At 63.6% G+C, this 24,108-nt stretch carries 34 protein-coding genes and 1 riboswitch; of the genes, 16 read left to right on the top strand and 18 right to left on the bottom strand.

Annotation, left to right across the window (positions count from 1 at the left end):
* Positions 1-244: 244 nt before the first annotated feature.
* Positions 245-1,177 (top strand): S1/P1 nuclease, encoded by a 933-nt coding sequence (locus RFM98_RS17795; protein ID WP_320310093.1) that lies wholly within the window; start codon positions 245-247, stop codon positions 1,175-1,177.
* Between the two features lie 6 nt (positions 1,178-1,183).
* On the opposite strand, the gene RFM98_RS17790 is transcribed toward RFM98_RS17795, so the two are convergent.
* Positions 1,184-2,395, bottom strand: coding sequence for an MFS transporter (locus RFM98_RS17790; RefSeq protein WP_320310092.1), 1,212 nt, complete (start codon positions 2,393-2,395; stop codon positions 1,184-1,186).
* A 29-nt stretch (positions 2,396-2,424) separates the two neighbouring features.
* On the opposite strand from RFM98_RS17790, the gene RFM98_RS17785 reads away from it, so the two are divergent.
* Complete coding sequence (locus RFM98_RS17785; protein WP_320310091.1) at positions 2,425-2,943, top strand: GNAT family N-acetyltransferase; 519 nt, start codon at positions 2,425-2,427, stop codon at positions 2,941-2,943.
* Between the two features lie 185 nt (positions 2,944-3,128).
* Here the strand turns inward: RFM98_RS17785 and arsC are convergent, their stop codons facing one another.
* The 3 genes from arsC to RFM98_RS17770 are packed head-to-tail and all read right to left on the bottom strand — an operon-like array spanning position 3,129 to position 4,569.
* Complete coding sequence (gene arsC, locus RFM98_RS17780; protein ID WP_320310090.1) at positions 3,129-3,527, bottom strand: arsenate reductase (glutaredoxin); 399 nt, start codon at positions 3,525-3,527, stop codon at positions 3,129-3,131.
* Positions 3,524-4,222 carry an aquaporin gene (locus RFM98_RS17775; RefSeq protein WP_320310089.1) on the bottom strand — a complete coding sequence of 233 codons (699 nt, stop codon included), beginning with the start codon at positions 4,220-4,222 and terminating at the stop codon, positions 3,524-3,526. Before RFM98_RS17775 ends, arsC begins: the two co-directional genes overlap by 4 nt.
* On the bottom strand, positions 4,219-4,569 hold the full coding sequence (locus RFM98_RS17770; RefSeq protein ID WP_320310088.1) for an ArsR/SmtB family transcription factor: 351 nt from the start codon (positions 4,567-4,569) through the stop codon (positions 4,219-4,221). Before RFM98_RS17770 ends, RFM98_RS17775 begins: the two co-directional genes overlap by 4 nt.
* A gap of 42 nt (positions 4,570-4,611) precedes the next feature.
* Between RFM98_RS17770 and RFM98_RS17765 the strand changes: the two genes are divergently transcribed.
* Entirely contained in the window at positions 4,612-5,133 is a 522-nt protein-coding gene (locus RFM98_RS17765; protein WP_320310087.1) for a DUF6428 family protein, read from the top strand.
* A 284-nt stretch (positions 5,134-5,417) separates the two neighbouring features.
* A complete protein-coding gene (locus RFM98_RS17760) occupies positions 5,418-5,891 on the top strand; it encodes a methyltransferase family protein (protein WP_320310086.1) in 474 nt (157 codons plus the stop codon).
* A 3-nt stretch (positions 5,892-5,894) separates the two neighbouring features.
* Here the strand turns inward: RFM98_RS17760 and RFM98_RS17755 are convergent, their stop codons facing one another.
* Together RFM98_RS17755 and RFM98_RS17750 are read right to left on the bottom strand one after the other, a co-directional pair.
* Positions 5,895-6,167, bottom strand: coding sequence for a PilZ domain-containing protein (locus tag RFM98_RS17755; RefSeq protein ID WP_320310085.1), 273 nt, complete (start codon positions 6,165-6,167; stop codon positions 5,895-5,897).
* Between the two features lie 170 nt (positions 6,168-6,337).
* On the bottom strand, positions 6,338-6,910 hold the full coding sequence (locus RFM98_RS17750) for a histidine phosphatase family protein (protein WP_320310084.1): 573 nt from the start codon (positions 6,908-6,910) through the stop codon (positions 6,338-6,340).
* Between the two features lie 84 nt (positions 6,911-6,994).
* A riboswitch (adenosylcobalamin (AdoCbl) riboswitch) is annotated at positions 6,995-7,138 on the top strand.
* On the opposite strand from RFM98_RS17750, the gene RFM98_RS17745 reads away from it, so the two are divergent.
* The 5 genes from RFM98_RS17745 (at position 7,139) to RFM98_RS17725 (ending at position 10,479) form a co-directional block, all read left to right on the top strand.
* Positions 7,139-7,348, top strand: coding sequence for a CbtB domain-containing protein (locus RFM98_RS17745; protein WP_112100494.1), 210 nt, complete (start codon positions 7,139-7,141; stop codon positions 7,346-7,348). It abuts the riboswitch before it with no gap.
* A gap of 220 nt (positions 7,349-7,568) precedes the next feature.
* On the top strand, positions 7,569-8,309 hold the full coding sequence (locus RFM98_RS17740) for a CbtA family protein (RefSeq protein ID WP_320310083.1): 741 nt from the start codon (positions 7,569-7,571) through the stop codon (positions 8,307-8,309).
* 143 nt (positions 8,310-8,452) lie between these two features.
* On the top strand, positions 8,453-9,034 hold the full coding sequence (locus RFM98_RS17735; RefSeq protein WP_320310082.1) for a hypothetical protein: 582 nt from the start codon (positions 8,453-8,455) through the stop codon (positions 9,032-9,034).
* A gap of 42 nt (positions 9,035-9,076) precedes the next feature.
* Positions 9,077-9,217 carry a DUF1259 domain-containing protein gene (locus RFM98_RS17730; RefSeq protein ID WP_320310081.1) on the top strand — a complete coding sequence of 47 codons (141 nt, stop codon included), beginning with the start codon at positions 9,077-9,079 and terminating at the stop codon, positions 9,215-9,217.
* 35 nt (positions 9,218-9,252) lie between these two features.
* Positions 9,253-10,479 (top strand): MFS transporter, encoded by a 1,227-nt coding sequence (locus RFM98_RS17725; RefSeq protein WP_320310080.1) that lies wholly within the window; start codon positions 9,253-9,255, stop codon positions 10,477-10,479.
* A 114-nt stretch (positions 10,480-10,593) separates the two neighbouring features.
* Here the strand turns inward: RFM98_RS17725 and RFM98_RS17720 are convergent, their stop codons facing one another.
* The 4 genes from RFM98_RS17720 to RFM98_RS17705 form a co-directional block, all read right to left on the bottom strand.
* Complete coding sequence (locus RFM98_RS17720; protein ID WP_320310079.1) at positions 10,594-11,310, bottom strand: nickel/cobalt transporter; 717 nt, start codon at positions 11,308-11,310, stop codon at positions 10,594-10,596.
* The gene (locus RFM98_RS17715) at positions 11,307-12,635 is read right to left on the bottom strand and encodes a cation diffusion facilitator family transporter (protein ID WP_320310078.1); all 1,329 of its coding nucleotides are present in this window, start codon (positions 12,633-12,635) and stop codon (positions 11,307-11,309) included. Before RFM98_RS17715 ends, RFM98_RS17720 begins: the two co-directional genes overlap by 4 nt.
* Before the next feature lie 7 nt (positions 12,636-12,642).
* Positions 12,643-12,906 (bottom strand): metal-sensing transcriptional repressor, encoded by a 264-nt coding sequence (locus tag RFM98_RS17710; RefSeq protein ID WP_320310077.1) that lies wholly within the window; start codon positions 12,904-12,906, stop codon positions 12,643-12,645.
* A 122-nt stretch (positions 12,907-13,028) separates the two neighbouring features.
* On the bottom strand, positions 13,029-13,154 hold the full coding sequence (locus RFM98_RS17705; protein WP_320310076.1) for a hypothetical protein: 126 nt from the start codon (positions 13,152-13,154) through the stop codon (positions 13,029-13,031).
* 246 nt (positions 13,155-13,400) lie between these two features.
* Here RFM98_RS17705 and RFM98_RS17700 point away from each other — a divergent pair, with 246 nt between their 5' ends.
* The gene (locus RFM98_RS17700) at positions 13,401-13,736 is read left to right on the top strand and encodes a hypothetical protein (RefSeq protein ID WP_320310075.1); all 336 of its coding nucleotides are present in this window, start codon (positions 13,401-13,403) and stop codon (positions 13,734-13,736) included.
* A gap of 437 nt (positions 13,737-14,173) precedes the next feature.
* Here the strand turns inward: RFM98_RS17700 and RFM98_RS17695 are convergent, their stop codons facing one another.
* Entirely contained in the window at positions 14,174-14,323 is a 150-nt protein-coding gene (locus RFM98_RS17695; protein ID WP_095770090.1) for a hypothetical protein, read from the bottom strand.
* Between the two features lie 243 nt (positions 14,324-14,566).
* On the opposite strand from RFM98_RS17695, the gene RFM98_RS17690 reads away from it, so the two are divergent.
* The 4 genes from RFM98_RS17690 (at position 14,567) to RFM98_RS17675 (ending at position 15,870) form a co-directional block, all read left to right on the top strand.
* On the top strand, positions 14,567-14,749 hold the full coding sequence (locus RFM98_RS17690; RefSeq protein ID WP_320310074.1) for a hypothetical protein: 183 nt from the start codon (positions 14,567-14,569) through the stop codon (positions 14,747-14,749).
* A 58-nt stretch (positions 14,750-14,807) separates the two neighbouring features.
* A complete protein-coding gene (locus tag RFM98_RS17685) occupies positions 14,808-15,188 on the top strand; it encodes a YkvA family protein (protein WP_320310073.1) in 381 nt (126 codons plus the stop codon).
* Positions 15,189-15,364: 176 nt separating this feature from the next.
* The gene (locus RFM98_RS17680; RefSeq protein ID WP_320310072.1) at positions 15,365-15,568 is read left to right on the top strand and encodes a hypothetical protein; all 204 of its coding nucleotides are present in this window, start codon (positions 15,365-15,367) and stop codon (positions 15,566-15,568) included.
* A gap of 143 nt (positions 15,569-15,711) precedes the next feature.
* Positions 15,712-15,870, top strand: coding sequence for a hypothetical protein (locus RFM98_RS17675; RefSeq protein WP_320310071.1), 159 nt, complete (start codon positions 15,712-15,714; stop codon positions 15,868-15,870).
* A gap of 20 nt (positions 15,871-15,890) precedes the next feature.
* Here the strand turns inward: RFM98_RS17675 and RFM98_RS17670 are convergent, their stop codons facing one another.
* Complete coding sequence (locus tag RFM98_RS17670) at positions 15,891-16,112, bottom strand: hypothetical protein (protein WP_320310070.1); 222 nt, start codon at positions 16,110-16,112, stop codon at positions 15,891-15,893.
* A gap of 1,231 nt (positions 16,113-17,343) precedes the next feature.
* Between RFM98_RS17670 and RFM98_RS17665 the strand changes: the two genes are divergently transcribed.
* Positions 17,344-18,741, top strand: coding sequence for a sensor histidine kinase (locus tag RFM98_RS17665; protein WP_320310069.1), 1,398 nt, complete (start codon positions 17,344-17,346; stop codon positions 18,739-18,741).
* On the top strand, positions 18,738-19,382 hold the full coding sequence (locus RFM98_RS17660; RefSeq protein ID WP_320216968.1) for a response regulator: 645 nt from the start codon (positions 18,738-18,740) through the stop codon (positions 19,380-19,382). The genes RFM98_RS17665 and RFM98_RS17660 overlap by 4 nt, the downstream gene beginning before the upstream one ends.
* A 163-nt stretch (positions 19,383-19,545) precedes the next feature.
* Here the strand turns inward: RFM98_RS17660 and RFM98_RS17655 are convergent, their stop codons facing one another.
* The 6 genes from RFM98_RS17655 to minC form a co-directional block, all read right to left on the bottom strand.
* The gene (locus tag RFM98_RS17655) at positions 19,546-20,067 is read right to left on the bottom strand and encodes a hypothetical protein (protein ID WP_320310068.1); all 522 of its coding nucleotides are present in this window, start codon (positions 20,065-20,067) and stop codon (positions 19,546-19,548) included.
* Positions 20,068-20,435: 368 nt separating this feature from the next.
* Positions 20,436-20,987, bottom strand: a complete 552-nt coding sequence (locus tag RFM98_RS17650; protein WP_320310067.1) for a hypothetical protein — start codon at positions 20,985-20,987, stop codon at positions 20,436-20,438.
* A gap of 130 nt (positions 20,988-21,117) precedes the next feature.
* Positions 21,118-21,444, bottom strand: a complete 327-nt coding sequence (locus RFM98_RS17645) for a hypothetical protein (RefSeq protein ID WP_320310066.1) — start codon at positions 21,442-21,444, stop codon at positions 21,118-21,120.
* Positions 21,445-21,639: 195 nt separating this feature from the next.
* Positions 21,640-21,912: a cell division topological specificity factor MinE gene (gene minE / locus RFM98_RS17640; RefSeq protein WP_042638296.1), complete on the bottom strand. Its 273-nt coding sequence runs from the start codon at positions 21,910-21,912 to the stop codon at positions 21,640-21,642.
* Positions 21,909-22,724 carry a septum site-determining protein MinD gene (gene minD / locus RFM98_RS17635; RefSeq protein ID WP_320310065.1) on the bottom strand — a complete coding sequence of 272 codons (816 nt, stop codon included), beginning with the start codon at positions 22,722-22,724 and terminating at the stop codon, positions 21,909-21,911. The genes minE and minD overlap by 4 nt, the downstream gene beginning before the upstream one ends.
* Before the next feature lie 166 nt (positions 22,725-22,890).
* Positions 22,891-23,823 (bottom strand): septum site-determining protein MinC, encoded by a 933-nt coding sequence (gene minC / locus RFM98_RS17630; protein WP_320310064.1) that lies wholly within the window; start codon positions 23,821-23,823, stop codon positions 22,891-22,893.
* Positions 23,824-24,108 lie beyond the last annotated feature (285 nt).

The following is a 24,108-nucleotide window of genomic DNA, read 5'->3' as shown; positions in this document are numbered from 1 at the left end:
AAGAGCGCTTCGCGATTGCGAATGACTCAGAAGAATCCGGCCCGGCAATTGCGGGGCCGGTTTTTTGCGCGGCGCTGCAAATATGATCGCCGGCCTGACGAGCTTCAACGCAGATTGCCTGTTGCTCCGCCTCACCCAAATCTCGCGTTCGTGAGATTGTTCATGTCCATGTCACAAGCTTTCATTGTACTTGCATATCGAACTTCCGGTCTGGAGAGGCATGGCGATGAGGTGGAAAGCTGCGGTGGCATTTTCCCTGGCGGCGATGTCGATGAGTGGCGCGATGTGCGGCCAGGCGCTGGCCTGGGGCCAGGAGGGGCATGCGGTGATCGCCGAGATCGCGCAGCATAGGCTGAGCCAGAACGCTTATGAGGTGATCGAGCAGCTTTTGCGCTCGCATCTGAAGCTTAAGCCGCCGGCCACCGTCTCGCTGGCCTCGGTGGCAAGCTGGGCCGACGACTACCGAGCCGAAAACCACAAGGAAACGTCGAACTGGCATTTCATCGACATTCCGCTGGCGTCGAAGCCCGGGGATGCGAGCGCCAGCACCACCGCCTACGACCCGGCGCGCGATTGCAAGGACAATGCGAGTTTCGGCTTCTGCCTGATGAGGGCGCTGCCGGCGCAGGAGAAGATCCTGGCCGATCCGGCAAAGAGCGACGAGGAGCGCTGGCAGGCGCTGGCCTTCGTCATCCATCTGGTCGGCGACCTGTCGCAGCCGCTGCATTGCGTCGAGCGCATGGACGGGAACCAGGGCGACCAGGGCGGCAACACGCTGACGGTGAGTTTCAACGTCTACCGGCCGAAGCCGGACGGCTCTACCTATCGCGACCTCACCACCTTCCATGCGGTGTGGGATTCAAGCCTGATCCTGTTCAAATACTATGACTGGGGCAAGGTCGCGCTCGACATCGAGACCGACATCATCCCGCATCTGCCATCGACGCCGGCGGCCGACGGCACGCCGGAGAAATGGCTGGCCGAATGCCATGAGAAGGCCGAAGACGCCTATCGCGCGCTGCCGAAGGGCACGCAGATCAAGTCGGACAACCCGCACGCTGTGATCCTCGACCAGGCCTATTTCGACCAGTTCTCGCCGGCGGCGGTCGAGCAGTTGGCGCTCGGCGGCCTGCATCTGGCCGACATCCTCAACGGGCTGCTGGCGGCGGACAAGTAGGCCTGGTCATCGGCGCACGGCCGCGACGAGACAGGCGCAAAGCCCGACATTGACGGTCGCGGCCAAGGCAAGTGCCGCCAGGACAAGATTTACGCCGCCCACGCCCAAGAGCAGCGCTCCGATCGAGGGAGCCGCCGCCTGGACAATGAGGCTCGGCGTCGCGAGCTTGCCCATCAGCGCAGCGTATTGCTGCGGGTCGAACAGCACGAGCGGCAGCGCGCCGCGCGCGATCGTATGGATGCCGTTGCCGGCGCCATAAAGGATCAGAGCGAGCGCAACGACGGTCTGGCTCGCCAGGAGCAGCCAGACACCGGTCGCCAGCAGCGACACGGATGTCAGCATCGTCCAGATCGGGTGATGCCGGTTGCGGCCGATCAGCAGCTCGGCCACCCGCGCGCCGACCTGTGACGGGCCGACCAAGGCGCCAAGACCGACGGCGGCTGCCAGGCCAACGCCGCGCAATTGCAACAGCGTGAGCAGATGCACGGAGAGCATGGACGCGATCATCGCGGCCAATGTCTGGATGGAGGCCAGCAGAATGAAGCGTGTCCGCGCCCAGCCTTCGGGCAACGCCTCCTTCCGCTCGGCTCTCACCGGCGCTGGCGCCGCGGCCGGAGGCGGCGGAATCACCCAGAGGTGGAGCGGCAGGCAGATCGCCAGATGGATGGCCGCGTAGGAAAGGCAGGCGATGCGCCATCCGCCATGCTCGACAAGGAAGGCGCTGAGCGGCCAGCCGACGGTGCTGGCGAAACCACCGAACAGCGTCAAGTTGGTGATGGCGCTGCGCGCGCCCTGACCATAGAGCCGCCCGAGCGTGGCGAAGCCGGCGTCGTAAAGACCGCTCGCCATGCCCAGGCCCATGAGCAGCCAGGCCAGCATATAAAGCGGATAGGCGGTAGCCGACGCCAGCAGCAAATGCGCGGTCGCCAGCAGCAGCGAGCTGGCGCCAAGCACCGGCCGCCCGCCGTGGCGCTGGATCAGCCGCGCGGTGATGGGGGACACGAGCCCGGCAAGCAGGAGCCCGCAGGACAGCCCGGCCACGACCGAGGCGAGCGACCAGCCGGTGTCCCTGGCAATCGGCTGGGCAAGCACCGCGGGCAGGTAGTAGGACGATCCCCAGGCGAGGATCTGCGTGACGCCGAGTGCCGAAACAAGGACATGGCGATCTCGCGCGACCGGCGCAGGCACTTCGGCCTTCACGGATTGCTCAAAGCCCATTATCTATCGAGCCTCAAATGGGAGAGCACATGCGTATCGCGGTGATCGACGAGGCCGAGGCAAAGGCGCAGCTTGGCGCCCTTGCCGAGATATTGATGCAGAGCATCGAGGATGGGGCGCTCGTCGGCTTTGTCCTGCCGTTCGGCGCCGAACAGGCGCAGTCCTATTGGCAAGGCATCTTCCCCTTCGTGGCGGACGGGGAACGCCTTCTCATCTGCGCCTATCTCGACGGCAATCTCGTCGGCACCGTGCAGCTCTATCTGTCGCCGGAACCGAATGCGCTGCACCGGGCAGAGGTTTACATGCTTCTCGTTCATCGAGATTTCCAGCGGCAAGGCATCGGTTCCGCGCTCATGGCATCCGTCGAGGACGAGGCAAGGAAGAGAAAGCGTACCCTGCTCCTTCTCGACACCGCCGAGGGCGGAGCGAGCGAACGGCTCTATCGGCGCATGAACTGGCAGCAAGTCGGTGTCGTGCCGCATCACTTCGTCGACCCCCTCGGCAAACCAAAGGCGTCCATCTATTTCATGAAGCATCTGACGCTCTAAGTTGTTTTAGTGCACGTCGTTTTCCCAAAACCGCTGCGCACTTTCGGGCGACATGCAGTTGTTTTCATGCATGTCGTTTTCCCAAAAACCGCTGCGCACTTTTGGGCGACATGCAGTTGTTTTCATGCATGTCGTTTTCCCAAAAACCGCTGCGCACTTTTGGGCGACATGCATCGGGCGGGAGCCTAATAGGCGACCTTCTCGCCGTCTTCCTTGACGAATTCGCGCACCGGATTGTCGAGCAGCGTCAGCACCGCTTCCGACGGCCGGCATAGCCTCGTGCCCTTCGGCGTTTCGACGATCGGGCGGTTGATCAGGATCGGATGGGCGAGCATGAAATCGATCAGCTCGTCGTCACTCCATTTCGACTCGGCGAGGCCAAGCTCGGCGTAAGGCGTTCCTTTCTCCCGCAGTAACTCACGCGGAGCGATCCCCATCGCCGCGATCAGTTCGAGCAGCCGCTCGCGGCTCGGCGGCGCCTTCAGATATTCGATCACGACAGGCTCTTCGCCGCTGGCGCGGATCATGGCCAGCGTGTTGCGGGAGGTGCCGCAATCGGGGTTGTGATAGATCGTGACCGTCATGGCTCTGCTTTCAGTGGCTGGGATTGCTGAACGGTTTCGGGCTTGAGCAGCCAGCCCATCAGCGCAAGTGCGATCAGGGCGCCGAGCAATTCGGCGACGACGAAGCCCGGCAGGTCGAGCGGCCTGATGCCGGAGAAGGTGTTGGTCAGCGAGCGCGCCACAGCGACGGCGGGATTGGCGAAGGACGTGGACGCCGTGAACCAATAGGCCGCCGTGATATAGAGACCGACCAGCCACGGCACGGCCTTCAGTTCGAAGCGGAGGCCGGCAAGGATGACGGCGACAAGTCCAAAAGTCGCGACGCCTTCGGAGAACCACTGTGCCGGCCCGGTACGCAGCTTCGTCGCGACCTCCAGCATCGGCAGGGCGAACATGAGATGCGCCGCGATCGTGCCGGCAATGCCGCCGGCGACCTGCGCCACCAGATAGGCGGGAAGATCGCGGGCAGGCAGCGACCGGTTGAGACAGAACACCAGCGAGACGGCGGGATTGAAATGCGCGCCGGAGATCGGCCCAAGGATGGTGATCAACACCACCAGCATGGCGCCGGTTGCAAGCGTGTTGCCAAGCAGCGCCAGCGCGGTGTCATGCGTCAGCGCGTCGGCCATGATGCCGGAGCCGACGACTGTCGCCACCAGGAGACCGGTGCCCAGGGCTTCAGAAGCGAACCGGCGCGACAGATCGAAGGTGCTCATCGCCGGGCCCCCTCGCCCGGCTGGCAGCAAGGCGCGGCAAGCGCCGGCGCGCAGATTTCCGGACGGCCCGAGCAGCAATCCTCCATCAGGAACCGGATAAGCCCGGACAGCGCGTCGTATTCGGCGCTGTAGACGATCGAGCGGGCATCACGCCGCGCGGTCACGAGGCCAGACCTTTCCAGTTCCTTAAGATGGAAGCTGACATTGGACGGCGAGACCTCGACCTGTCCGGCGAGCGAGCCGGCGGCTATGCCTTCCGGTCCGGCAACGACCAGCAGGCGCAACAGGCGCAGGCGCGTTTCCTGCGACAGCGCGCCAAAAGCGGTCAGGGCTTGACGTTCATCCACGTTTCAATAATCCTTGAAATATTGAAATGAGGAATAGCCGACATGCTGTCTTCTGACAATCAGAAAAACGTCGCCCCAATTGACCCCTCCGACCTGACCATCGGCGACCTGCTGGGCGCGTTGGCCGGTTACAAGGACAGGCCGCTGGTGTTCCGCTATGACGGGCGGCCGGTGAAGCCGGGCTACCACGTCACCGAGGTGAAGGCGGGGCAGTTCTCGGCGCTGGATTGCGAAGCGAATCCGGAATCATGGTCGGAAATCTTCGTCCAGCTATGGGACGTGGACGAGGGCGGGCCGATCCATATGCCGGCCGGCAAGTTCGCCGCGATCATCCGCAAGGTCTCGGATCACGTCGCTCTCGATCAGGCGGCGAAGCTGACCTTCGAGGTCAGCGACGGCGTCCGCCCGATGGAACTGCACCGGGCAGCGCAGCCAAGCCTGGTTGGCGAGGCCGTGGAGGTTGAGCTGTCGCCGCGGCCGGCAAGCTGCAAGCCGCGTGACCGCTGGCTGAAGGAACAGAAGGCTGCAAGCGAGTCCTGCTGCGGCACGAGCCGCTGCTGTTAACTCCGCGACGGTCGCGCGGCGCCGCTAGAATCTGATCATGCCATTGGCCTGCAACAGGTAAAGAGCCACGAGAACGATGGCGATCAGCGCCACCCAAACGGCTGTCCTGCTCATGCGCGAAATTCCCTGTTGATCGGCAGCAATGAACGCGCGCGCCGCGGTTGCGTTCCAATGGGCAGGCGCTTGCATAGCGCCGCGGCCTTAACAGTCGGTGATTGCGGCGATTGCCGCACGGCCGGCGCGGATGCATAGTAATTCGCATGGTTTTCTCAGGACCGGCGAAGATGGCCACGGACGACAAGGCGGACAATCCCGGCGTTGCGGTGTTCCCGCCGCTGCTCTTTCTCGTCGCGCTGATCGTGATGCTGGCGCTGCGCTATGTCTGGCCGCTGGCCATCGGCGGCAGGCCGCTCACCATCGTGCTCGGCATCGTGCTGGCAGCACTCGCGATCGCGATCATCGCCTGGGGACGCTCCACCATGTTGCGCGGCGGCACCAATGTGAACCCGACGTTGCCGACCACCGCGATCATCACCAGCGGTCCGTTCGGCTTCACCCGCAACCCGCTCTATATTGGCCTGATGGGGCTGCTTCTCGGAATCGGGCTTCTCTTCGACAGTTGGTGGGCCGTCGTCGCCCTCGTCGCGAGCTTCCCGATCCTGCATTACGGCGTGGTGCTGCGCGAGGAAGCCTATCTGGAACGCAAGTTCGGCGAACCCTACCGCGCCTACCAGGCGAGCGTGCGCCGCTATGTTTGAGCGTCAGTCCTTCAGCGCATTGCTGTAGAGCGCCACGCCGATCCGGTCGTTGCGCCGCCAGCGCACCAAAGCGCGATAGACTGTATCGTCGGCCGGAACCTCGAGCAGGAAGCGTTCCGGGATGTCGACATCCACGCTCACGCGCAATTCCGCGCCATGATGGTGCTGGTTCCTGACCGAGCAGCCGATCCTGACGCCGCCGGCAATGATCGTGGCTTCCTTGAGCACGAATTCGCGCACATGAAGACGGCGCTCGGTCTCGGGAAATTTGGCCATATCCGGCGGGCTCCTCGGGCGCGGTCCTCCTCGCCACGGGGCGGCACCATAGCAGCGAGGCGTTTCCGTTCCGTTAGCGATCGCTGAAAAGGGTAAGGCAGCTTGATATCGCGCCGAACGGCTATCCAAGCGTGAGAGGATCCGCCGGCGGACCGTTCACGCCCGACTGCTCAGCCGGCGACGACGACGCCGCTTGAGTGCAGCACCCAGCGGCGGCCGTCGCTTCGGAACTCGGTGAGCGACAGCGGCTCGATGTCGATCTTCCACACCGAGGAAAGCGGCGCGCCCAGCACATGCACCATGGCGGCGCGGATCGGCGCGGCATGGGTGAGCGCGATGGTGTGGCCGCTCTCGCCGGCAAGGCGCTCCATCAGCGCGGCACCGCGCCGGGCGACGGCGGCAAGCGATTCGCCGCCATGGGGCGCTGCGTCCGCGTCGGCGAGCCAGGCCGCCATGCCTTCCGGGTCCTGGGCCTGCACCTCCTCGAAGCCTTTGCCGGCCCAGCGCGCGAAATCCTGCTCGGCAAGCAACTGCTCGACCGTGGCGTCAAGGCCAAGCGCCTCGGCCGTCCGCCGCGCGGCAAGTGCTGGACTTGTCCAGACGCGATCGGCGCGGCGCAGCGAAGCGGCCAGCGCGCCCGCACGCTCAAGGGCCCGCGCCTCCGGCGCCTCCTCCTTCGGAAAGCGGCCCTTGCGCATGCCGGGCGTCGCAGCGCTTGCGATCATCGTCAGGCGGGCGAGCATGAAAAACTCCGTGGCCCAGTCAAAAAATAGGCCTCACGAAGCCGTGCCGCCATTACATGTCGTTGACAGGCGAACGAAGTGCTGACAAGTGTTTTAGCGCTATACGGGATTGGAAGCCGGTGCGAGTCCGGCACGGTCGCGCCACTGTAATCGGCACCAGCCGAAAGTCAGGCCTTATTCCGCAGCATTGTTCGATCAACGGGACGCAGTATCCCACGGGAGGTCAATATGTCCGACACCACCTTCGCCCCCAGCTACGGTCCGGTTGCGATTCCGGTTCGCGAGCTTCTGCCCTGGGCCATCTTCGCCGGCCTGATGCTGATGCTGATGATCTATTTCGTCGGCGCGGAAGAAGGCGCGACGTCGCTGATCCGCGGCACGGCGGTGCACGAATTCGTGCATGACGGCCGCCACCTGCTCGGCTTCCCCTGCCACTAAAGCGGTTCGGCATCGCTGAACTCGCTTTCGATTCTGGCTCAACGCAATTCCGGACGGAAAACCGCTACGCACTTTTCCTGGAATTGCTTGATTGGTTGAACGCAATTCCGGACGGAAAACCGCTACGCACTTTTCCTGGAATTGCTTGATTGGTTGAACGCAATTCCGGACGGAAAACCGCTACGCACTTTTCCTGGAATTGCTCAGAGGGATTAGTGACATGGTCGGAAAACTTTTGCTGCGCGGCATGCTTGTCGGGCTGGTCGCGGGGATTCTGGCGTTCGCCTTCGCCCGCGTCTATGGCGAGCCGCAGGTCGACAAGGCGATCGCCTACGAGGAACAGCAGGCGCAGGCGGCCGGCGAGGCGCCAGAGCCCGAGATGGTCAGCCGCGCCACACAGGCCGGCATTGGTCTCGCAACCGGCGTGCTGGTCTATGGCGCCGCTCTTGGCGGGCTGTTCTCGCTGGTCTTCGCCTATGCCTATGGCCGTCTGGGCTCGCTCGGGCCTCGCGGCACCTCGGCGCTGCTGGCGCTGCTCGGCTTCCTCGCCGTGATCGTCGTGCCCAGCCTCAAATACCCGGCGAACCCACCCGCGGTCGGCAATCCCGAAACCATCGCCTATCGCACCGAGCTATTCTTCATCATGATCGTGATCTCGATCGCGGCGATGGTGGCGGCGGTTGGGCTGGCACAGCGGCTGTGGAACCAGCTCGGCGCCTGGAACGCCTCGATCGTGGCCGGGCTCGCCTTCCTTGTGGTCTTCGCGCTGGTGAAGGCGGCGTTGCCCGACATCAACGAAGTGCCGGAGAACTTCTCGGCGATCGTGCTGTGGCAGTTCCGCGTTGCCTCGCTCGGCATCCAGCTCGTGCTGTGGACCGTCGTCGGGCTCGGCTTCGGCGCGGTTGCCGCGCGCGTGGTCGCGGCGCGCGACCAGCGCGGCCCGGCACGCCGCTACGCCTGAAATCCATGCGTTGGCCGCCACGGTTCTGCGCCCTGGCGGCCAAATTGGCTCAACGGTCGATACGACCGCTGAACCACTTTGGTCTTTTGTTTTCTCGCAATTCCGGACGGAAAACCGCATTACACTTTTCCTGGAATTGCTCGATGGCGGCGTTGCTCGCGCTTCTGACCGCGGCATCGGCGCAAGCGCATAGCGGGTCCTCCACGCCCCCTCCCCCCGGCATCCAGATCCCCAGCCTGACCCATGGCCAGATGGCGGTGATCGCGCGCTATCGCGGCGACATCCTCGACCTCGCCCGGCGCCAGACCGTGACCGATCCGACCTTCCGGCGGCTCTATAATCACGGCAATCTGCAATACACCTACTGCCTCTGGGGCCTGATGCCGGGAAGCCTCGGTGATGAGGAAAGCCCGTTCAACGAATGCAGCCATGGCTATCTCGCCACCGCCAAGGCGCTGCTCACCTATATGGCGACGATGCCCTCTGCCGAACGCGACGCGAGGGCGCTGATCTCCGACATCGATGCCGATATGGTGCGCAGCGGCGCCTCCTGGATTCTTTGCCAGTTCAGCGGCGAGAGTTTCAGCACCGGCGCGGTCGTCGAGCCCAGGTGGCGGGACATGTTCTTCCACCTGCCGAGCCTGGCGGCGCTGCTTGCCGTGACAGCGGTGCTCATCGCCGGCGGCTGGTCGATCTTCGGCGCGCCGCGTAGCCGAGCGGCCTAGAGCTACTCCCGGTGCTGAAAGCCATGCGGGAAAGCCGGATAGGTGACCGCCGTGCACAACCATATGCTCGACGACGAAACCCAGCTATTCTTCACGCATTTCCGGGCGAATGACGACGTTGGGAAGTTGGCCAGGGGGCTGAAGCTCGCGCTCGATCAAGTGCACCTCAGGACGGGCGGCTGACCTACAATCCGTTCGAAATTCCGAAGGGAGCTACGTTGGCCCGCGGTGTCGAACAGCCGAACTACGAAAGGAAAGGCCGAGCCGCGGACATCTACGCGGCGCGGGCCCTTCGGGATTTTGGCGACGGCTTTGCCGCTGTGCTCCTGCCTGTATATCTGGCGGCGATCGGTCTCGGACCGCTTGAGATCGGTATCGTCGCGACCGTCGCACTCCTTGGTTCGGCATTATTGACGCTCGGTATCGGGTTCCTGGCGGTGCACGCGGACCGGCGTACCCTGCTTGTAGCTGCGTCCTGCCTGATGATCGCAACCGGGCTGGCCTATACGCAGTCACGCAGCTATGCGCTTGTACTGCTCGTGGCGTTCGTGGGCACGATCAATCCCTCATCGGGAAGCGTCAGCATCTTCGTTCCGCTGGAGCATGCCGTCCTGTCGCGGCTTGTCGCGGATGCGGACCGCACGAAGGCGTTCGCACGCTACAGCCTGCTAGGTGCGCTGGCGGCAGCGTTTGGCGCCCTTGCTGCAACCAGCCCCGATTTCCTGGTGACGATCGGGATTTCGCGGCTCACGGCGCTGAAGGCAATGTTTGTCCTTTACGCGGTTCTTGGCGTGGCGGGAGGCCTGATGTACGCGCGCATTCCGGCTGGTCCGAGAACCTCTCCACAGGACCGGCCCGCTGCGGCGCTTGGGCCGTCGCGTGCCATTGTTTACAGGCTGGCGGCCTTGTTCAGCATCGACGCATTTGCCGGCGGGTTCGCAGTGCAGTCGCTCATGGCTTTGTGGCTGTTCAGTAAGTTCGGGCTTTCGCTTTCGGCCGCCGGGATGTTCTTTTTCTGGTCGGGTGTTTTGTCGGCGGTCTCTTTTCCGGTCGCCGCTTGGCTGTCGAAGCGCATCGGGCTTGTGAATACGATGGTGTTCACTCACATCCCGTCGAGCATTTGCTTGATCCTGGCCGCTTTGGTGCCGAATCTCGGCGTCTCCCTGGCATTTCTTCTCGCACGCGCAGCGCTGTCCCAGATGGACGTGCCGACCCGCTCGTCTTATGTGATGGCAGTCGTCACGCCACCGGAGCGGCCTGCGGCGGCGAGTGTCACGTCGGTTCCACGCAGTCTCGCGGCAGCAGCGAGCCCGGCCATTGCCGGGGCGCTGTTTGCTGCGGGGTTCGAAGCCTGGCCGCTGGTGATCTGCGGTGCCCTCAAGATCTTCTATGACCTGGCTTTGCTCTGGGCTTTCCGCCACATCAAGCCGCCTGAGGAACGATGAGACCGACCCGGTTGCGGGGAAGGATGGCAATCACTTGGACTTCAGCAGTCGCGGCGGGAAGTTCACTCGGATCACCTGCCGGCCGGCACATTTGCGTCGTGCGAGCATGCGGCCTCAAGCAACCAAGAACTGGCGCACCGCGGCGCCGATCAGGAACAACCCGGTGACAATCTCCAACAGCGTCGAGATGCGGGCGGCATTGGAGCCAAACCGGTCGAAGATAGCGACGGAGCCTTTTCGGAACAGGACCGCAAGGGCCACGACGATCCCGAGGGTAATCGCCACACCCGCCATCATGGCGACGGCGAACACCAGTCCGGCCCACGGCACCCCGCGCGCGATCGCGAAGGTCATCACGAAAAGCGTCAGCGGACACGGGATGAGCCCAGCCATGACGCCAACCGCTTCGCCTTCATGGGTATGATGTTGGTGACGGCCGCGCAGCGCGCGCCAGATCATCCAAACTCCAACAAGCCCGAGCAGCCCTCGGCTAAGTGCTTCCAGCGCTGGAGCGCGACCGACACTGCCCAGGGCGATGGAAACCACGGGCAGCGCCAGCGCCGCGATCAGAACGGCAAGGCTGATATGCGTTAGGGAAAGCGCCAGCGACACCAGCAGCCCGCGCGACAGCTTCACCTGCGAGCCGGTGATATAGGCGGCAAGCAGCGTCTTGCTGTGGCCCGGGGTCAGCGCGTGGGCCGCGCCGAACACGACGCCCATCGGCAACACCGCAAGAAGCGCCAGCCAGTTGCCGTCTGTTGCGAACGACTTCAGCTGTTGCGCCACAGCCAGGTAGATTTCACGCTGATACTCAAAAAGCGCCTGTATCATCCATGCGCGCGCTCGTGGTGGTGGCCTTCCGGCTCGACCATCATGAAGGGCAGATCCTCGCTGTCGGGACCAGCCGCCAGTTGCAGCCTGGCGCTGAATTCATGCGGTTCGGCCGGCGCGACCAGGCTTTGCAGATAGTGGTGGTCACCGCCGACCGGAGACAGCGGCAGGCTTTCGACGGCTCCGTTGGCGCGCTCGATGGCGACATTCGCCCGCAGGCCCTCGGCGTGACGCGAGAGGCGCAGCCGCATGCGCTCGCCCTGCGGCGTCTCGACGATTTCGAGCAGCCCGCTGGCCAGCTTGCCCGACACCAGGAACGGATCGGGCGCGTGATGGTGGCCGCCCTCGGCCTCCGGCTCGGCAAAGCGCACCGTGGCGACGTCGAGCGCGGGGATATGCGCGAAGAGCTCGGCCTTCAGCGATGCGGCGATGTTGTTCGCGGCGGCAAGCAGCAGCCCGTCATTGACCGCGATCTCAACGTCGACATGCAGCTTGTGGCCAAGCCAGCGGGCCTTGGCGTCGACCACCTTTTCGATCCCGGCGACATGTTCGGCGGCGTGGTGAATCTCGCCAACGAGGCCGGGCTCGACGCCGTCCAGCATGCGTGTCAGCACGGAGCGCGCCGACTGCCAGACGATGCCGAAGATGGCGACGGTGATGAGCAGGCCGATGATCGGGTCCGCCAGCGGGTAGCCGAGCCAGACGCCGATCGCGCCGGCAACGACGGCGAGGCTGGTGAGCCCGTCCGTGCGGGCGTGATAGCCATCGGCGATCAGGGCCGCGCTGTTGATCTGACGGCCGACGCGGATGCGGAAGACGGCTACCGCCTCGTTGCCGAGGAAGCCGATGATGCCGGCTGCGGCAAGCCAGCCCAGGAACTGGACCGGGTGCGGGTTGAACAGGCGGTTGATCGCTTCATATCCGGCGACGAGCGCGCTCGCCAGGATGATGAGCACGATGGCTATGCCGGCCAGGTCCTCTACCCGGCCAAGGCCGTAGGTGAAAATACGGGTCGGCTTGCGCCGCGCCAGCACGAAAGCGATCCACAGCGGTATGGCCGTGGTCGCGTCGGCGATATTGTGGATGGTGTCGGCAAGCAGCGCCACGCTGCCCGAGACCATGACGACGAGGATTTGCAAGGCGGCGGTGATCACCAGGATCACGAATGACCATTTGATTGCCCATATGCCGCGATCGGTGGTGGCGATCGTCGCGTCGATCACGCCATGCGTGTGGCCGTGCGCTCCGTGATGGTCGTGGCCATGCCCGCCACGATCATGTCCGTGCGCGCCGAAGCCGAACCAGTCCAGAACTTTCTCCCACATCGCCGCCTCACAGATATTTGGTGAGCTGCTTCAGCTCCTTGAGCGTGTCCCTGGTCGGCTCGCCGCCTTCGACTAGGCAATGCTCCATATGGTCGTGGATCAGTTCGCGCTTGGCGTTGCCGACGGCGCTTTCGACAGCGTGGAGCTGTTGCGCGAGGTCGAGGCAGGAACGGCCTTGCTCGAACATGGTGAGCACGGCGGCGAGATGGCCATGCGCGCGCTTGAGCCGAACGATGATATCGGGATGGGAGCTGTGTATCGTCATGCCCATATCCTATCCTCCAGGGTAGGATATAGCAACGCGCAACCAGGCCCTGCCACTTCCTCAACGCTTCGCCCGCAACGGCAAGTATCAGCCCGCCCACGCCTTTGCTGGCGTGGCCTGCCCTGTCGCTAAAGCGCGGCCGTCCTGGCGTAGCGGCCGGGCGGCTGGCCGACATGGCGGCTTTGCCAACTCGGCGCCACGTCGCTGGAAGGCGGCGCCGGTGGCCGCGCCAATGACGTCGTTGCTATATTCATGCCCTTATCGCTCCGTGCCTGATCGAGTGCTGCCTCGCCTCCCAAGGCATAAAGACGAGCGGGAAATCCCGCCTGAGATATCGCGACCTGATTTTTCCGCGGCAGCGACGAACCAAGCTCCGCGACGGCGGCGTCCGGTGGCAACCAAACGCTTGTTTTCCCGTTTATTTCAGCGGCTGCCGGCACTCGGCGTGGCGTCAGCCGGGTCCGGCGGCGAAAATCGCGCGGAGCGGAAAGGAGGCCCCAATGACACGGCCGGCAGTGGAGATAGGCGACCGCGTGGCTGTCATCGCCACGGTGGTCGAACGCATCAACGACCGGGTGACGCTGAAGCTCGACGGCGACGGCCATAGCTATTCGATGGTCGAGCCCAACGCCAAGGCAGGCGACAAGCTCAGACTCGAGGGCGAGGTCGTCCATGTCGACGATGATCTCGGACGCACGACGGTGCAGGTGCTGGGGCGCGTGAGCGTCGACACCGAGTCGGTCGAGATGGTGACCAGACGTTGCGACCTCGACCATATCGGCTCGAACGTGCCTGGCCACCCCCGCCCGCGCACCCCGCCGAGACCACATGGGTGAAAACCGGCGGCTGAGGCGCGGTCCTCCCCGCCGCGAATGCTGGATTGCTCTAGTTCCCCGACACGGGGATTTTGAAAGGTTGCCGTTTGTCTTGGTACAAGATTTTTCCGTTCATTTCCGTGGAATCAGCGCAAACGCCGGGGATTTGGTTGAAGCCTCCCAACGTCGTCATTCTATGGCGGAGCAAGGAGCGAAGCGACGCGCGCAGACCATAGAATCCATGCCGTGACTTCGAAGCGCCGCTACGGTGCAGAATTTTGCTCCGTTGCACGCCTTGGCGAAGGTAACGGCATGGATTCTAGGGTCTTCGCGACGGAGCTTCGCTCCTGCTCCGCCCTAGAATGACGATCGCGATGGACGTTTCGGCCAATCTCCAACGCACGCCACCTGCCAACGCAAACAAAGAGCCGAGCGGTTAAAATCCCTGTGCTGGGGAACTAGTGGCGCTTGAAATATTGCACTTCGCGTTCGTGCTTTTCAGCCGCTTCGCGTGATTTGAAGGTTCCGAGATTGCGGCGCTTGCCGGTTCTCGGATCGACTTTGCGCGAATAGAGCCGATATTCGCCGGATTTCAGTTTGCGGATCATGGCGACCTCCTGTGCGAACTGGGACTCTAACCCGCCGGAACCATCGCGGTTCCGAGCGACCATCCCGGCTGCGCGCGGCCGGTGGCAAAAAACGCTTCTGTCAGTGAACCATTTCACTGACGCAAACGACCCAATGTCGGAATCGACATCGTAACGACACGATTGCGTCGAATTATTTGTATTCAAATGACTTTCGCGACGTTATGCGGATGTTGCGAACGTGCCGGATCTGAGGAGGGTGAGATGGTGGCGGCGGAGCTTCACGGCGTTGAACTCGTCAGGGGCCAGAAGTGGACGGTGCGCGTTACCGCCTACGGCACGACGCTCATCTTCCCATTTGAAGCCGAGCAGTATGCGCGCTCCTATGCTGATGGCCAGGCCTTCCGCCTCGGCGTCGAGGTTATCGAACTGAAGGATTGCGCCTGAGACGCCGAGCCATCCATCGCAAGTTGGCCTGACGACCCGCGTACCCGTATATAGGTGCATGTCGGCTCTCTACACGGCCAAGCGATGGGCGCGCGGGATCAAGCGCGATGTGGTGGCGCTCTGGATTGCCGCCCGTGATCCGCGCGTGCCATGGTACGCAAAAGCCACCGCGGGCGCCGTCGCGGCCTATGCGCTGAGCCCCATCGATCTCATCCCGGACTTCATCCCGGTCATCGGCTATCTCGACGACCTGCTGATCGTGCCGCTGGGCATCATGCTCGCGGTCAAGCTGGTTCCCGCCGATCTGATGCAGGAATTCCGCGAAGAGGCCATGCGACGCGAGAAGCCGGTCAGCAAGGCGGGTCTCGCCTTCATGATCGCGCTCTGGGCGCTGGCGGCGCTGGCGCTCACTTGGCTGTTCTGGCTGAAGCCGGCTTAGGCGTCTCGTTCGGGTTCCATCGGTCGGCATCGATTGCACTCGACCTGGCCGCAGATGCGTCAGCGGCCAAAGAGGCTGAAAAGCCGTCTGTGCGCGGTCCTACAAAAACGCGCTGAAAGCTAAGCTTTAACAAAAAGCCGGTAGCGTCTTAATCTAGAAGAACGGCGAAGCGCACAATGAGCGAAACGTTCCAATCATTTATGGGCGTCGTCGGAATCCCGACCATAGGCGCCATCTTTTTGTTTGGAGTTGGAACCTTCGTCAGGAATTTACCACTTGGCGTGCGCATCCTGATACTTGTCTTTGCCGCCGTGGTGAGCCTGCCAGGACTCTTCTCCCTCTATCTTCTGGCGATCTTTTCATCGCTGGGTCACACCTAACGGGCTTGCGATAAACGCCTCGGAATTTCAAACTGACCCACTACCTTAATTAGCAACCACTTGTATTTGTTGCGGATCAGGATCATGCTTGTTGAGCGTGTGAGACGACATGCGCAGGGGTGAGGCAAGAGGAGTCAGGCGTTATGGAATTTGCAGTGTGCTACGACCACAGCACGTTGGATCTGGCGCGGTCGATCTTCCTCGATATCACGGCGTTCTTTGCGCTGATGGCGCCGTTGGCGATCGCCCGGCTGGTCGAGATATCGCGCGAGGATGCCGCAGCCAGATTGCAGGTCGCGTAAAAGTCCGAAGCCACAAGGTTCTAACCGTCGCGGGCGGCCTTTCGGATCGACAGGTCGCCGAGCAAGGCCGAACAGTCGATCTCCTCCTGGAAAAGCGCCTGCGGATCGAGCACCAACCACGAAGCGTGGGTGCGAAGATCCTTCAGCCTGGCGTTCTTTTGCGCACGCGCCAGGCGCTCCGCCTCGGCACTCGAGGCTTGAAAAGGCCTTTCGGCCTTGTGATGGTGAGTGATCCTCGACATCGCGGCAGAAAACGCGCCGACCCTGCTTTTCGTTCCGTCGAAAGCGAACGGTCGGGCGCTCCCCTTGTCCCGCAATCCGCAGCGAGGGCGACGGAACCTCGGCGCCTTGCAACGTCCGTATTGGGCACGGCTCCCGGCATCGCGGCGCGCACTTCTCCGGCGCTGGAGCTCAGGCGATATCGAGCATGTGAGGTGGGGTAGCCCGGCTTGCCTTGGCGGTAAAAGAGTACGGCTCTTTGACAGGCAAGCCGGGCTAAAGCGCCGGCCATTGGGTTTCCTTGGGGGGAGCCGGCGCAGGGATAGAGTGTCCGTTTCCAGCAGCACCGGCAATTGTCGCTGAGGTCCTACCCAGCAACGCAAAGGTCCGAATGGCTGGAGCATGATTGCGAAAAGCATGAAGCGGTGTTCGGGCCACATGCTCCATCCCTTTGGTTTGGAGACGGATTCTCATTCCAGGCCGATTCGACCTGAAATCATCCGGCTTCTGGGCGCCCGAACGCTCAGGCCCGGGTAGCGCTACCCTTTTGAAGCGTCCTTTTGACGAAAAGCTCGGCGTGCTGCGCCCATTCCGCTTCCGCCACGTCGTTCTCTTGAACGGACTGCCTGAAAGCCTCCCGCAGTGCCTCAAGCTCAAAAACCGACAACCGCTGGTTTCTTCTATGGTTTTTTGTGCCGGCGTCCATATCGTTGCCAGGAACAGCAAAGTGATGTCCATCGTATAGGCGGCGCTTGTTCGACCCATCAAGACCTTGGCCTTGACTTCTTTTGGGAGCAAATTTTGCTGCGATTTTCGTGCCTTGTACCGGGGCAGGCGGCCTGGCCCGCCGGGATCGGACCATCCGACAGGTCCGTCGCTATATACTTGTATCTACAACGACCGATGGAAAGACCGTGCCAGGCCAAGGCGGACGCGGTGTGGCGCTATATCCCGCAAGGCATATGTTTTTTGCTTCTTTTGGTATGGACGTTGGGCCGGATTGGTGGTTGTGTCGGCGCTGCAAAAAATCATCTGTAATTTCAGGTGGCAACCGGCCCGCGTCTTCCCCGTCAACAGGAGTGGCGCGGGCTTTTGCTGTTTGGGAGCGTGAGGAACTTCTCTCGTTGCGTATCCGGGCCGCTGGCGCGCGCAAACCGGCTGCCGTTAACCTTCCCCACGGGCACGGACCAAGGTCGGTGTCGCAATTGCCCTCCCTCACCTATACTCTGGCGGACGGGTGGGTGAATGGTGCCGATGTTTGGGAGGTATTTAACACGACTCGCACGAGTCTGGAGCGGGCTATCGCTGGCCTTGCAGTTCGTGATCGCGGGCGGCATTGGCCTTCTGGCCGTGATGCTCGTGGTCGGGCTGTGGGTGACATCGCAGATCCGTGACGGCGTCATGCAGAATTCCGCCGCGACCACCGCACTCTATGTCGACAGCGTCATCGCCCCGCTGCTGCCGGACATGCGCAAGAGCCAGGAGCTCGACGACGCCGTCAAGCGGGCGCTGGACGAGACGCTCGGCCAGGGCGCGCTTGGGAAACGGCTTGTATCGTTCAAGTTGTGGCGGCGCGACGGCACGATCCTCTATTCAAAGGACGCCAGCCTCATCGGCAGGCAGGTCCAGCCCAACGCCAACCTGCTTGCCGCTTTCGCCGGCAACGTCACGGTCAAATACAACAGGCTCGAGGACGAGGAAGACGACAAGGAGCGGTCGATGGGCGTTCCGCTGCTGGAAATCTACAACCCGGTGCGCGAGCCCTGGTCAGGCGAGGTCGTGGCCGTCACCGAATTCTACGAATTGTCCGGCGACTTCGAGGAATCGCTGCACTCGGCCCTGTTGTGGAGCTGGCTGGTGGTGGCGGGCGCCACGGCGGCGGCGCTTGCCCTGCTCTCGGGCATCGTTTTCCGCGGCAGCCGCACCATCGTCACGCAGCAGGCGGCGCTCGAGGCCAAGGTTTCGGAATTGCAGACGGCGCTGGCGCAGAATTCGTCGCTGCGTCAGCGCGTTCAGCGCGCCTCGCGCCGCGCCACCGCCATCAACGAGCGGTATCTGAGGCGCATCGGGGCCGACCTGCACGACGGGCCGGCGCAACTGGTGGCGCTCGCCGCGCTCAGGATGGACAGTCCGGTGCTGGTCGATCCGGCCACGCCGAGCACGCTGCGCGAAGCCGAGATCGCCGGCATACACAAGACGCTCGGCGAAGCGATGCGCGAGATACGCGGCATCTGCAACGGACTGGTGCTGCCGCAGATCGAGGCGCAGGCCGTCGCCGATATTTTGCGGCTGGCGGTGAGCGAGCATGAGCGCCGCACGAGCACCAATGTGTTGCTAACCCTGCCCGAGCGCTTGCCTGAGCTCGGCACCTCGGAAAAGATCAGCGTCTATCGCTTCGTGCAGGAAGGCCTGAACAACGCCTACCGCCACGGCAAGGGCAAGGGCCAGCAGGTCAGAGCCACGACGAAGGGCGGCAAGCTCCTGGTCGAGGTGCTGGACGCCGGACCCGGCTTCGACCCGGCCAGAAGCGAGGGCCTGGGGCTCGCGGGTCTCAGGGAACGTATCGAAAGCATCGGCGGGCAGTTCGAAACGCTGACCGGCCCGGGAGGAACAAGACTGGTGATCACCTTGTCTGTCGAGGAGCAACCGTGAGCACATCCATCCGCATCGCAATAGTCGACGACCATCCATTGTTTCGCGAGGGCGTGGCGCGCAGCCTCAGCGAAATAGGCGGCTTCGAACTGGTGGGCGAAGGCGCCAGCGCCGAGGACGCCGAAAGGCTGGTGCGCGCCAGCACGCCCGATATTCTTCTGCTCGACATCAGCATGCCCGGCGGCGGCCTGAATGCGCTCGCCGGCATCCTTTCAGCAACGCCCGACCAGAAGATCGTCATGCTGACGGTGTCGGAAACCAACGCCGACGTCGCCCAGGCGCTGAAGGCGGGCGCGCGCGGCTATGTGCTGAAGGGCGTCGGCTCCAAGGCGCTGGCCGAGATCCTGCGCGATGTCGCCGGCGGCCAGAGCTATGTATCGCCGAGCCTCTCGGCCAGGCTGCTTTCCGATCTTCTGCAGCCCACCGGCAGCAAGCCCGATCCGCTCAGCCAGCTCACCGGCCGCGAGGCCGAGATCCTGAAGCTGGTCGCGGAGGGGCTGAGCAACAAGGAGGTCGCCGCCCGGCTGTCGCTGCAGGAAAAGACGGTCAAGCATCACATGACCAGGGTGCTCGCCAAGCTCAATGTGCGCAACCGCACGGAGGCGGCGCTGCTGATGCATGAGGCGAGGGAAAGGCAATAGGCAGTAGGCAGTAGGCAGTAGGCAGTAGGCAGTAGGCAGTAGGCAGTAGGCAGTAGGCAGTAGGAAAGACGACATCCTACTGGCCTAAAAGCAATCACCCCCGCCTCAAGGGACGGGGGTGACATGCAAGGACGCGGAAAAAGGGGGTAGCTCCTCCAGGCCCTCACAAGTTCAGCAGGCGCGAGAGATCCTCCTGCGTCGCCTGGCGGTCGATGATGGTGCGGCCTTGCGCGTCCGTCATCTCGAAGCGGCCGTTCTGAACTTGCTCCGTCATGCCGTTGCTATGGATGACGGTGATCTTGTTGCCGTCGATCGAGAGCGTGTCGCCGGTCACCGCATTGGTGTAGCTGTTCTTGCCGCCGGGATTGGTGTTGCCTTTGCCGCTGTTGTTGCCCGGGCCGGCATTGGGGTTGCCGCCGCCGGCATTGCTGTTCGCGGAATTGCCGCCGGCATTGCTGTTTCCATTGGTGCCGCCATTGCCGGAGTTCGAGCCACCGGCCGATCCCGAATTGCCGCCGCTGCCATTTCCACCACCACCGCCATTGCCGTTGCCGGCATCGGCCGTAGCGACAACGATGCTTGGTCCGCCATCGAAGGTGACGTGCCAGGGCGCAAGGGTCAGCGCCAGCGCGATCGAGGCGCGCAATGCGAGCCAGGCAAGCCTGCTGAAAGGACGGTTTCGCATATCTTCTCTTTGTTCCGGTTCCACCTCGGCGTGGCCGAAGTTCCGCTCGCGGCCCTTGCGGGGCGGCACCGGTGTCTTGACCGGGCAAGGATTCACATTCTGTCGGGCCCACGAAAGCGGCCCACGACCCATGCCCCGGCCAATCGGACCATTTCCGCCGCCATTGGTGACCAATGGCGCAACGGCCGCCGCCGCTGCTAAAAAATTACCCCCGCACGGAGGCGGGGGTAAGGTGAGTAGCCAAGTTCTATCGCAAGACGATCAGGACCGCAGAGACGAAGCAAAAGGTGGCAACCTGATTTTGCAGCGCTGACCTTCGGTCCCTTAAGATCTAATCCCGATAAAACCTCACTCTCACAAACTCTGTTTCACAAACTCTTCAGGCGATCGAAATCTGCCATGGTGGCCTCGCGGTCGACGATGGTGCGTCCGTATTTGTCTTCCATCCTGAACCGGCCGTTCTCGATCTTCTCCATCATTCCGTTGCGGTGCGTGACCTGGATTCCGTCGCGTATGGCCTCGACCTTGTCGCCGGTAAGGGCGTTCAGATGGCTATCGACGTCCGTGGTGCTTGCCGCGCTGGCGCCGCTGCTCGTCGCGCTATTGCCCGTGCTGCTGTTCCCGTTGTCGCCGCCGCTATTGCCGTTGCTATTTCCGCTATTGCCGCCGCTATTCCCGCTTTTGCCGCCGCTATTCCCGCTTTTGCCGCCGCCGTTTCCACCACCATTGCCGCCGCCGTTTCCACCGCCATTGCCGCCGCCGTTTCCACCGCCATTGCCGCCGCCGTTTCCACCGCCATTGCCGGCATAGGCTTTGGTCACGACGGGACCGTCGATGGAGAGACTGAAAGGCGCGACGACAAGCGCCAACGCAGTCAGCGCTCGCAAGACCAGCCTGCAGCCCCTGCGCGATGCGCGCATTCCGCTCTCCCCATGCCAGCCCTTCAGCCCGTCGGCCGAACTACCCCACCGGCAATGTCGCAGCATAAGCATCCCCCAATCAGCACATCATAAGGAAGTGGCCCACGACCCTTGTCTTGTCTACTCGGACCTATTGCGAATTTATCTTAGGACCTAAGTCCATTTCAACCACCGGATGTAGTCGGACATTTGCCGTCGCAGGGTTGATTCTTTCAGGCCGACCAACCCCCTTGACGAGCGGCAGGCGCAGGGTCGTCGCCAGGTGCGGAAGGCCGGTTGAGGCCGGCGAAGGCACCGGCCACCGCCCCGCAACCGCCGTGCCGAAGGCAGCGGCAATGATGGCGGCGATGCCGGCGCATTGCAGCAGGTTGAGCTTCTCGTGCAGGAACAGGAAGCCGGTCAAGGCGCCGCCCGCCGGCTCCAGGCAGACCAGCTTGCCGTAGACCTTGGCCGGCATGCGGGCCGGCACCAGAGGGGTGGGCGGGAACGAGGCGGCAAGCCTTGGGCTCATCGCGCTCCGCTAGGCCAACGCGCCGGCGCCCTGCCTCCCCCTTGTGGGGAGGTCGGACAGAAGGTCCGGGTGGGGGTCGGCGCCGCCCCTCCCCGATCCGCTGCGCGGATCGACCCTCCCCACACGGGGGAGGGTAAGAAGTCACCCCGCCATGGCGAGCGGCGCGGCGCTCTTGTTGGGAATCTGGATGTCGATCTCAAGCGTCGACATGGTCGCGCCGCGGTCCATCGAGACCTGGAGGTAGTCCTGGTCGATCTGCACATGCTTGGCGATGACCGCCATGATCTCCTCGCGCAGGATGGAGACGAGGTCGGGCTGGCCGCGGCTCTGGCGCTCATAAGCGAGAAGCAGCTGCAGCCGCTCGCGCGCCACCGGCGCGCTGGTGCGCCGCTTGAAGAGGTCGAGGATGCTCATGCGGCCCTCCTTCCGAGCAGCCGGTCAAGGAAGCCCTTGCGTTCGAAGGGGACGACCACCGGCAGGTCTTCGCCTTCCAGGCGTCTTGCCGCTTCGAGGTAAGCCTTTGCGGCACCATTGAGCGGCTCCGAGAGCGTGACCGGCGAGCCGAGGTTGGAGGCCCGCAGCACATCCTGGCTTTCCGGGATGATGCCGAGCAGCGGCGTCGACAGGATCTCCAGCACGTCGTCGATCGACAGCATCTCGCCGCGCGAGGCGCGCGCCGCGTCGTAGCGCGTGACCAGCACGTGTTTTTGCACCACCTCGCCCTGCTCCGCCTTCAAGGTGCGGGCGTCGAGCAGGCCGATGATGCGGTCGGAATCGCGCACCGACGACACTTCCGGGTTGGTGACGATGACCGCCTCGTCGGCGAAGCGCATGGCAAGCTGGGCGCCGCGCTCGATGCCGGCAGGGCTGTCGCAGAAGACATAGTCGAACACCGAGCGCAGCCGGGCGATGACTTCGGCCACGCCCTCCTCGGTCAGCGCATCCTTGTCGCGCGTCTGCGAGGCGGGCAGCAGATAGAGCGTCTCCAGCCGCTTGTCGCGGATCAGCGCCTGCGACAGCTTCGCCGAACCCTGGATGACGTTGACGAGGTCGAACACCACGCGGCGCTCGGCACCCATGATGAGGTCGAGGTTTCTCAAGCCGACGTCGAAATCGACCAGCGCCACCTTCTTGCCGGTCTTGGCCACGGCGGCGCCGAGCGCGGCCGTCGAGGTCGTCTTGCCGACGCCCCCCTTGCCCGAGGTGACCACGACTACCTTGCCCATATATCCAGCCTCCATTGGCGGTTTTTATTCTCTGGCCGTGCCGGGCACGGCGGACTGTTCATTCTTGTTTTGGCGCATGTCGCTCTCCCAAAACCACTGCGCACTCTTGGGCGACACGCACTCAACTCTGCCACGCGAAACCGGTCCGAAGCTTGCGGCCCGAAACTCAACCGAGCGGCACCACGCACAGCGCATCATTGTCGAGGAAGGCCTGAACGGCCTTGCCGCGCGAAACACCTTCCATCTCCTCGGCGGTCGTGTACCAGCCGTCGACGGCGAGCAGCTCGGCCTCGTTCTTGCGGCAGAAGATGCGCGCCGAAATATTGCCTTCCGAGCCGGCGATGGCGCGGCCGCGCAGCGTGCCATAGACATGGATCGAGCCGCCGGCGACGATTTCGGAGCCGGACGCGACCGAGCCCAGCACGATGACGTCGCCATGCGGATGGAAGATCGACTGTCCGGAACGGATCGGCGCCTTGATCATCAGCGTGCCGGCCGAAGGCTCGTGCCGCACCGTCTCGGCGCCCTGCCCCGATCTTGTCGGTTCGGCTTGGGCCGGTTCGGTTCGGGCCGATTCGGCTCGCATAAGTCCGGTTTGAGCCGACTCGATCCTGACCGCTTCGAGCCTTGCCAGCTCAGGGTCCACCGGCTCGTCGCCGGCTGCCTGCAAAACATCCGCATGCGCCGGCTCTCCGGCCACCCGGGTCAGTTCGTCGACCGGCTCGATGGTGATTTCTTCCGCCTTCGCCTTGCGCGCGGCCCGGCCCAGCAGCCCCTCGGCGGTCGCCTCCTTGGCGCCGGCCAGGAGCGGCGGCAGCTCGGGCCCGAGCTCGGCGCCTTCGAGCTCGATGGCATAGACGCGAATGCTGCGCGACCAAAGCACGCCAACGAGTGCTTCGATCTCCTCCGGCCCCGGCTGCAAAATGTTGAGGTCGAGCACCACCGGGCGGCCGTTGAAATAGCCCGGCGAGTTGGCGATCCAGTGATCCAGCCCCTCCAGCCATTCGGCGATCGGCGCCTCCGGCGTCAGCGTGAAAGCGACGAAGGAACGGGCGCGAAAGCGGATCGATTTGTTCTGCAAAGGGGCGGCGAAGGTCACGGCCAGGCGAATCCTTACTCAATGGTTAAAGGGTGCCGGGCTAATGGTTAACAAAAGGTTAATTTTGCAGGTGGCGCCCGTTAAGGAAGTGGCGCGGCTAAGTTCTGTGGCGGGGCGGTGACAGTGCCTGCCGATGCCGCTATCGTCCCAACCTCAAGCCTAAAGCGCGTCGCGCTGAACCGGATTCAGGCGACGCGCTTTAAGTCTTTGTTTTGATGCATGTCGTTGACCCAGAACCGCTGCTCACTTCTGGGCGACATGCATTAGCGGAAAGCAAGGGAGATC

The organism is Mesorhizobium australafricanum, assembly GCF_033977265.1.
In the GTDB taxonomy this organism is placed as follows: Bacteria; Pseudomonadota; Alphaproteobacteria; order Rhizobiales; family Rhizobiaceae; genus Mesorhizobium; species Mesorhizobium australafricanum.
This window is presented reverse-complemented; position numbering and strand designations above follow the sequence as displayed.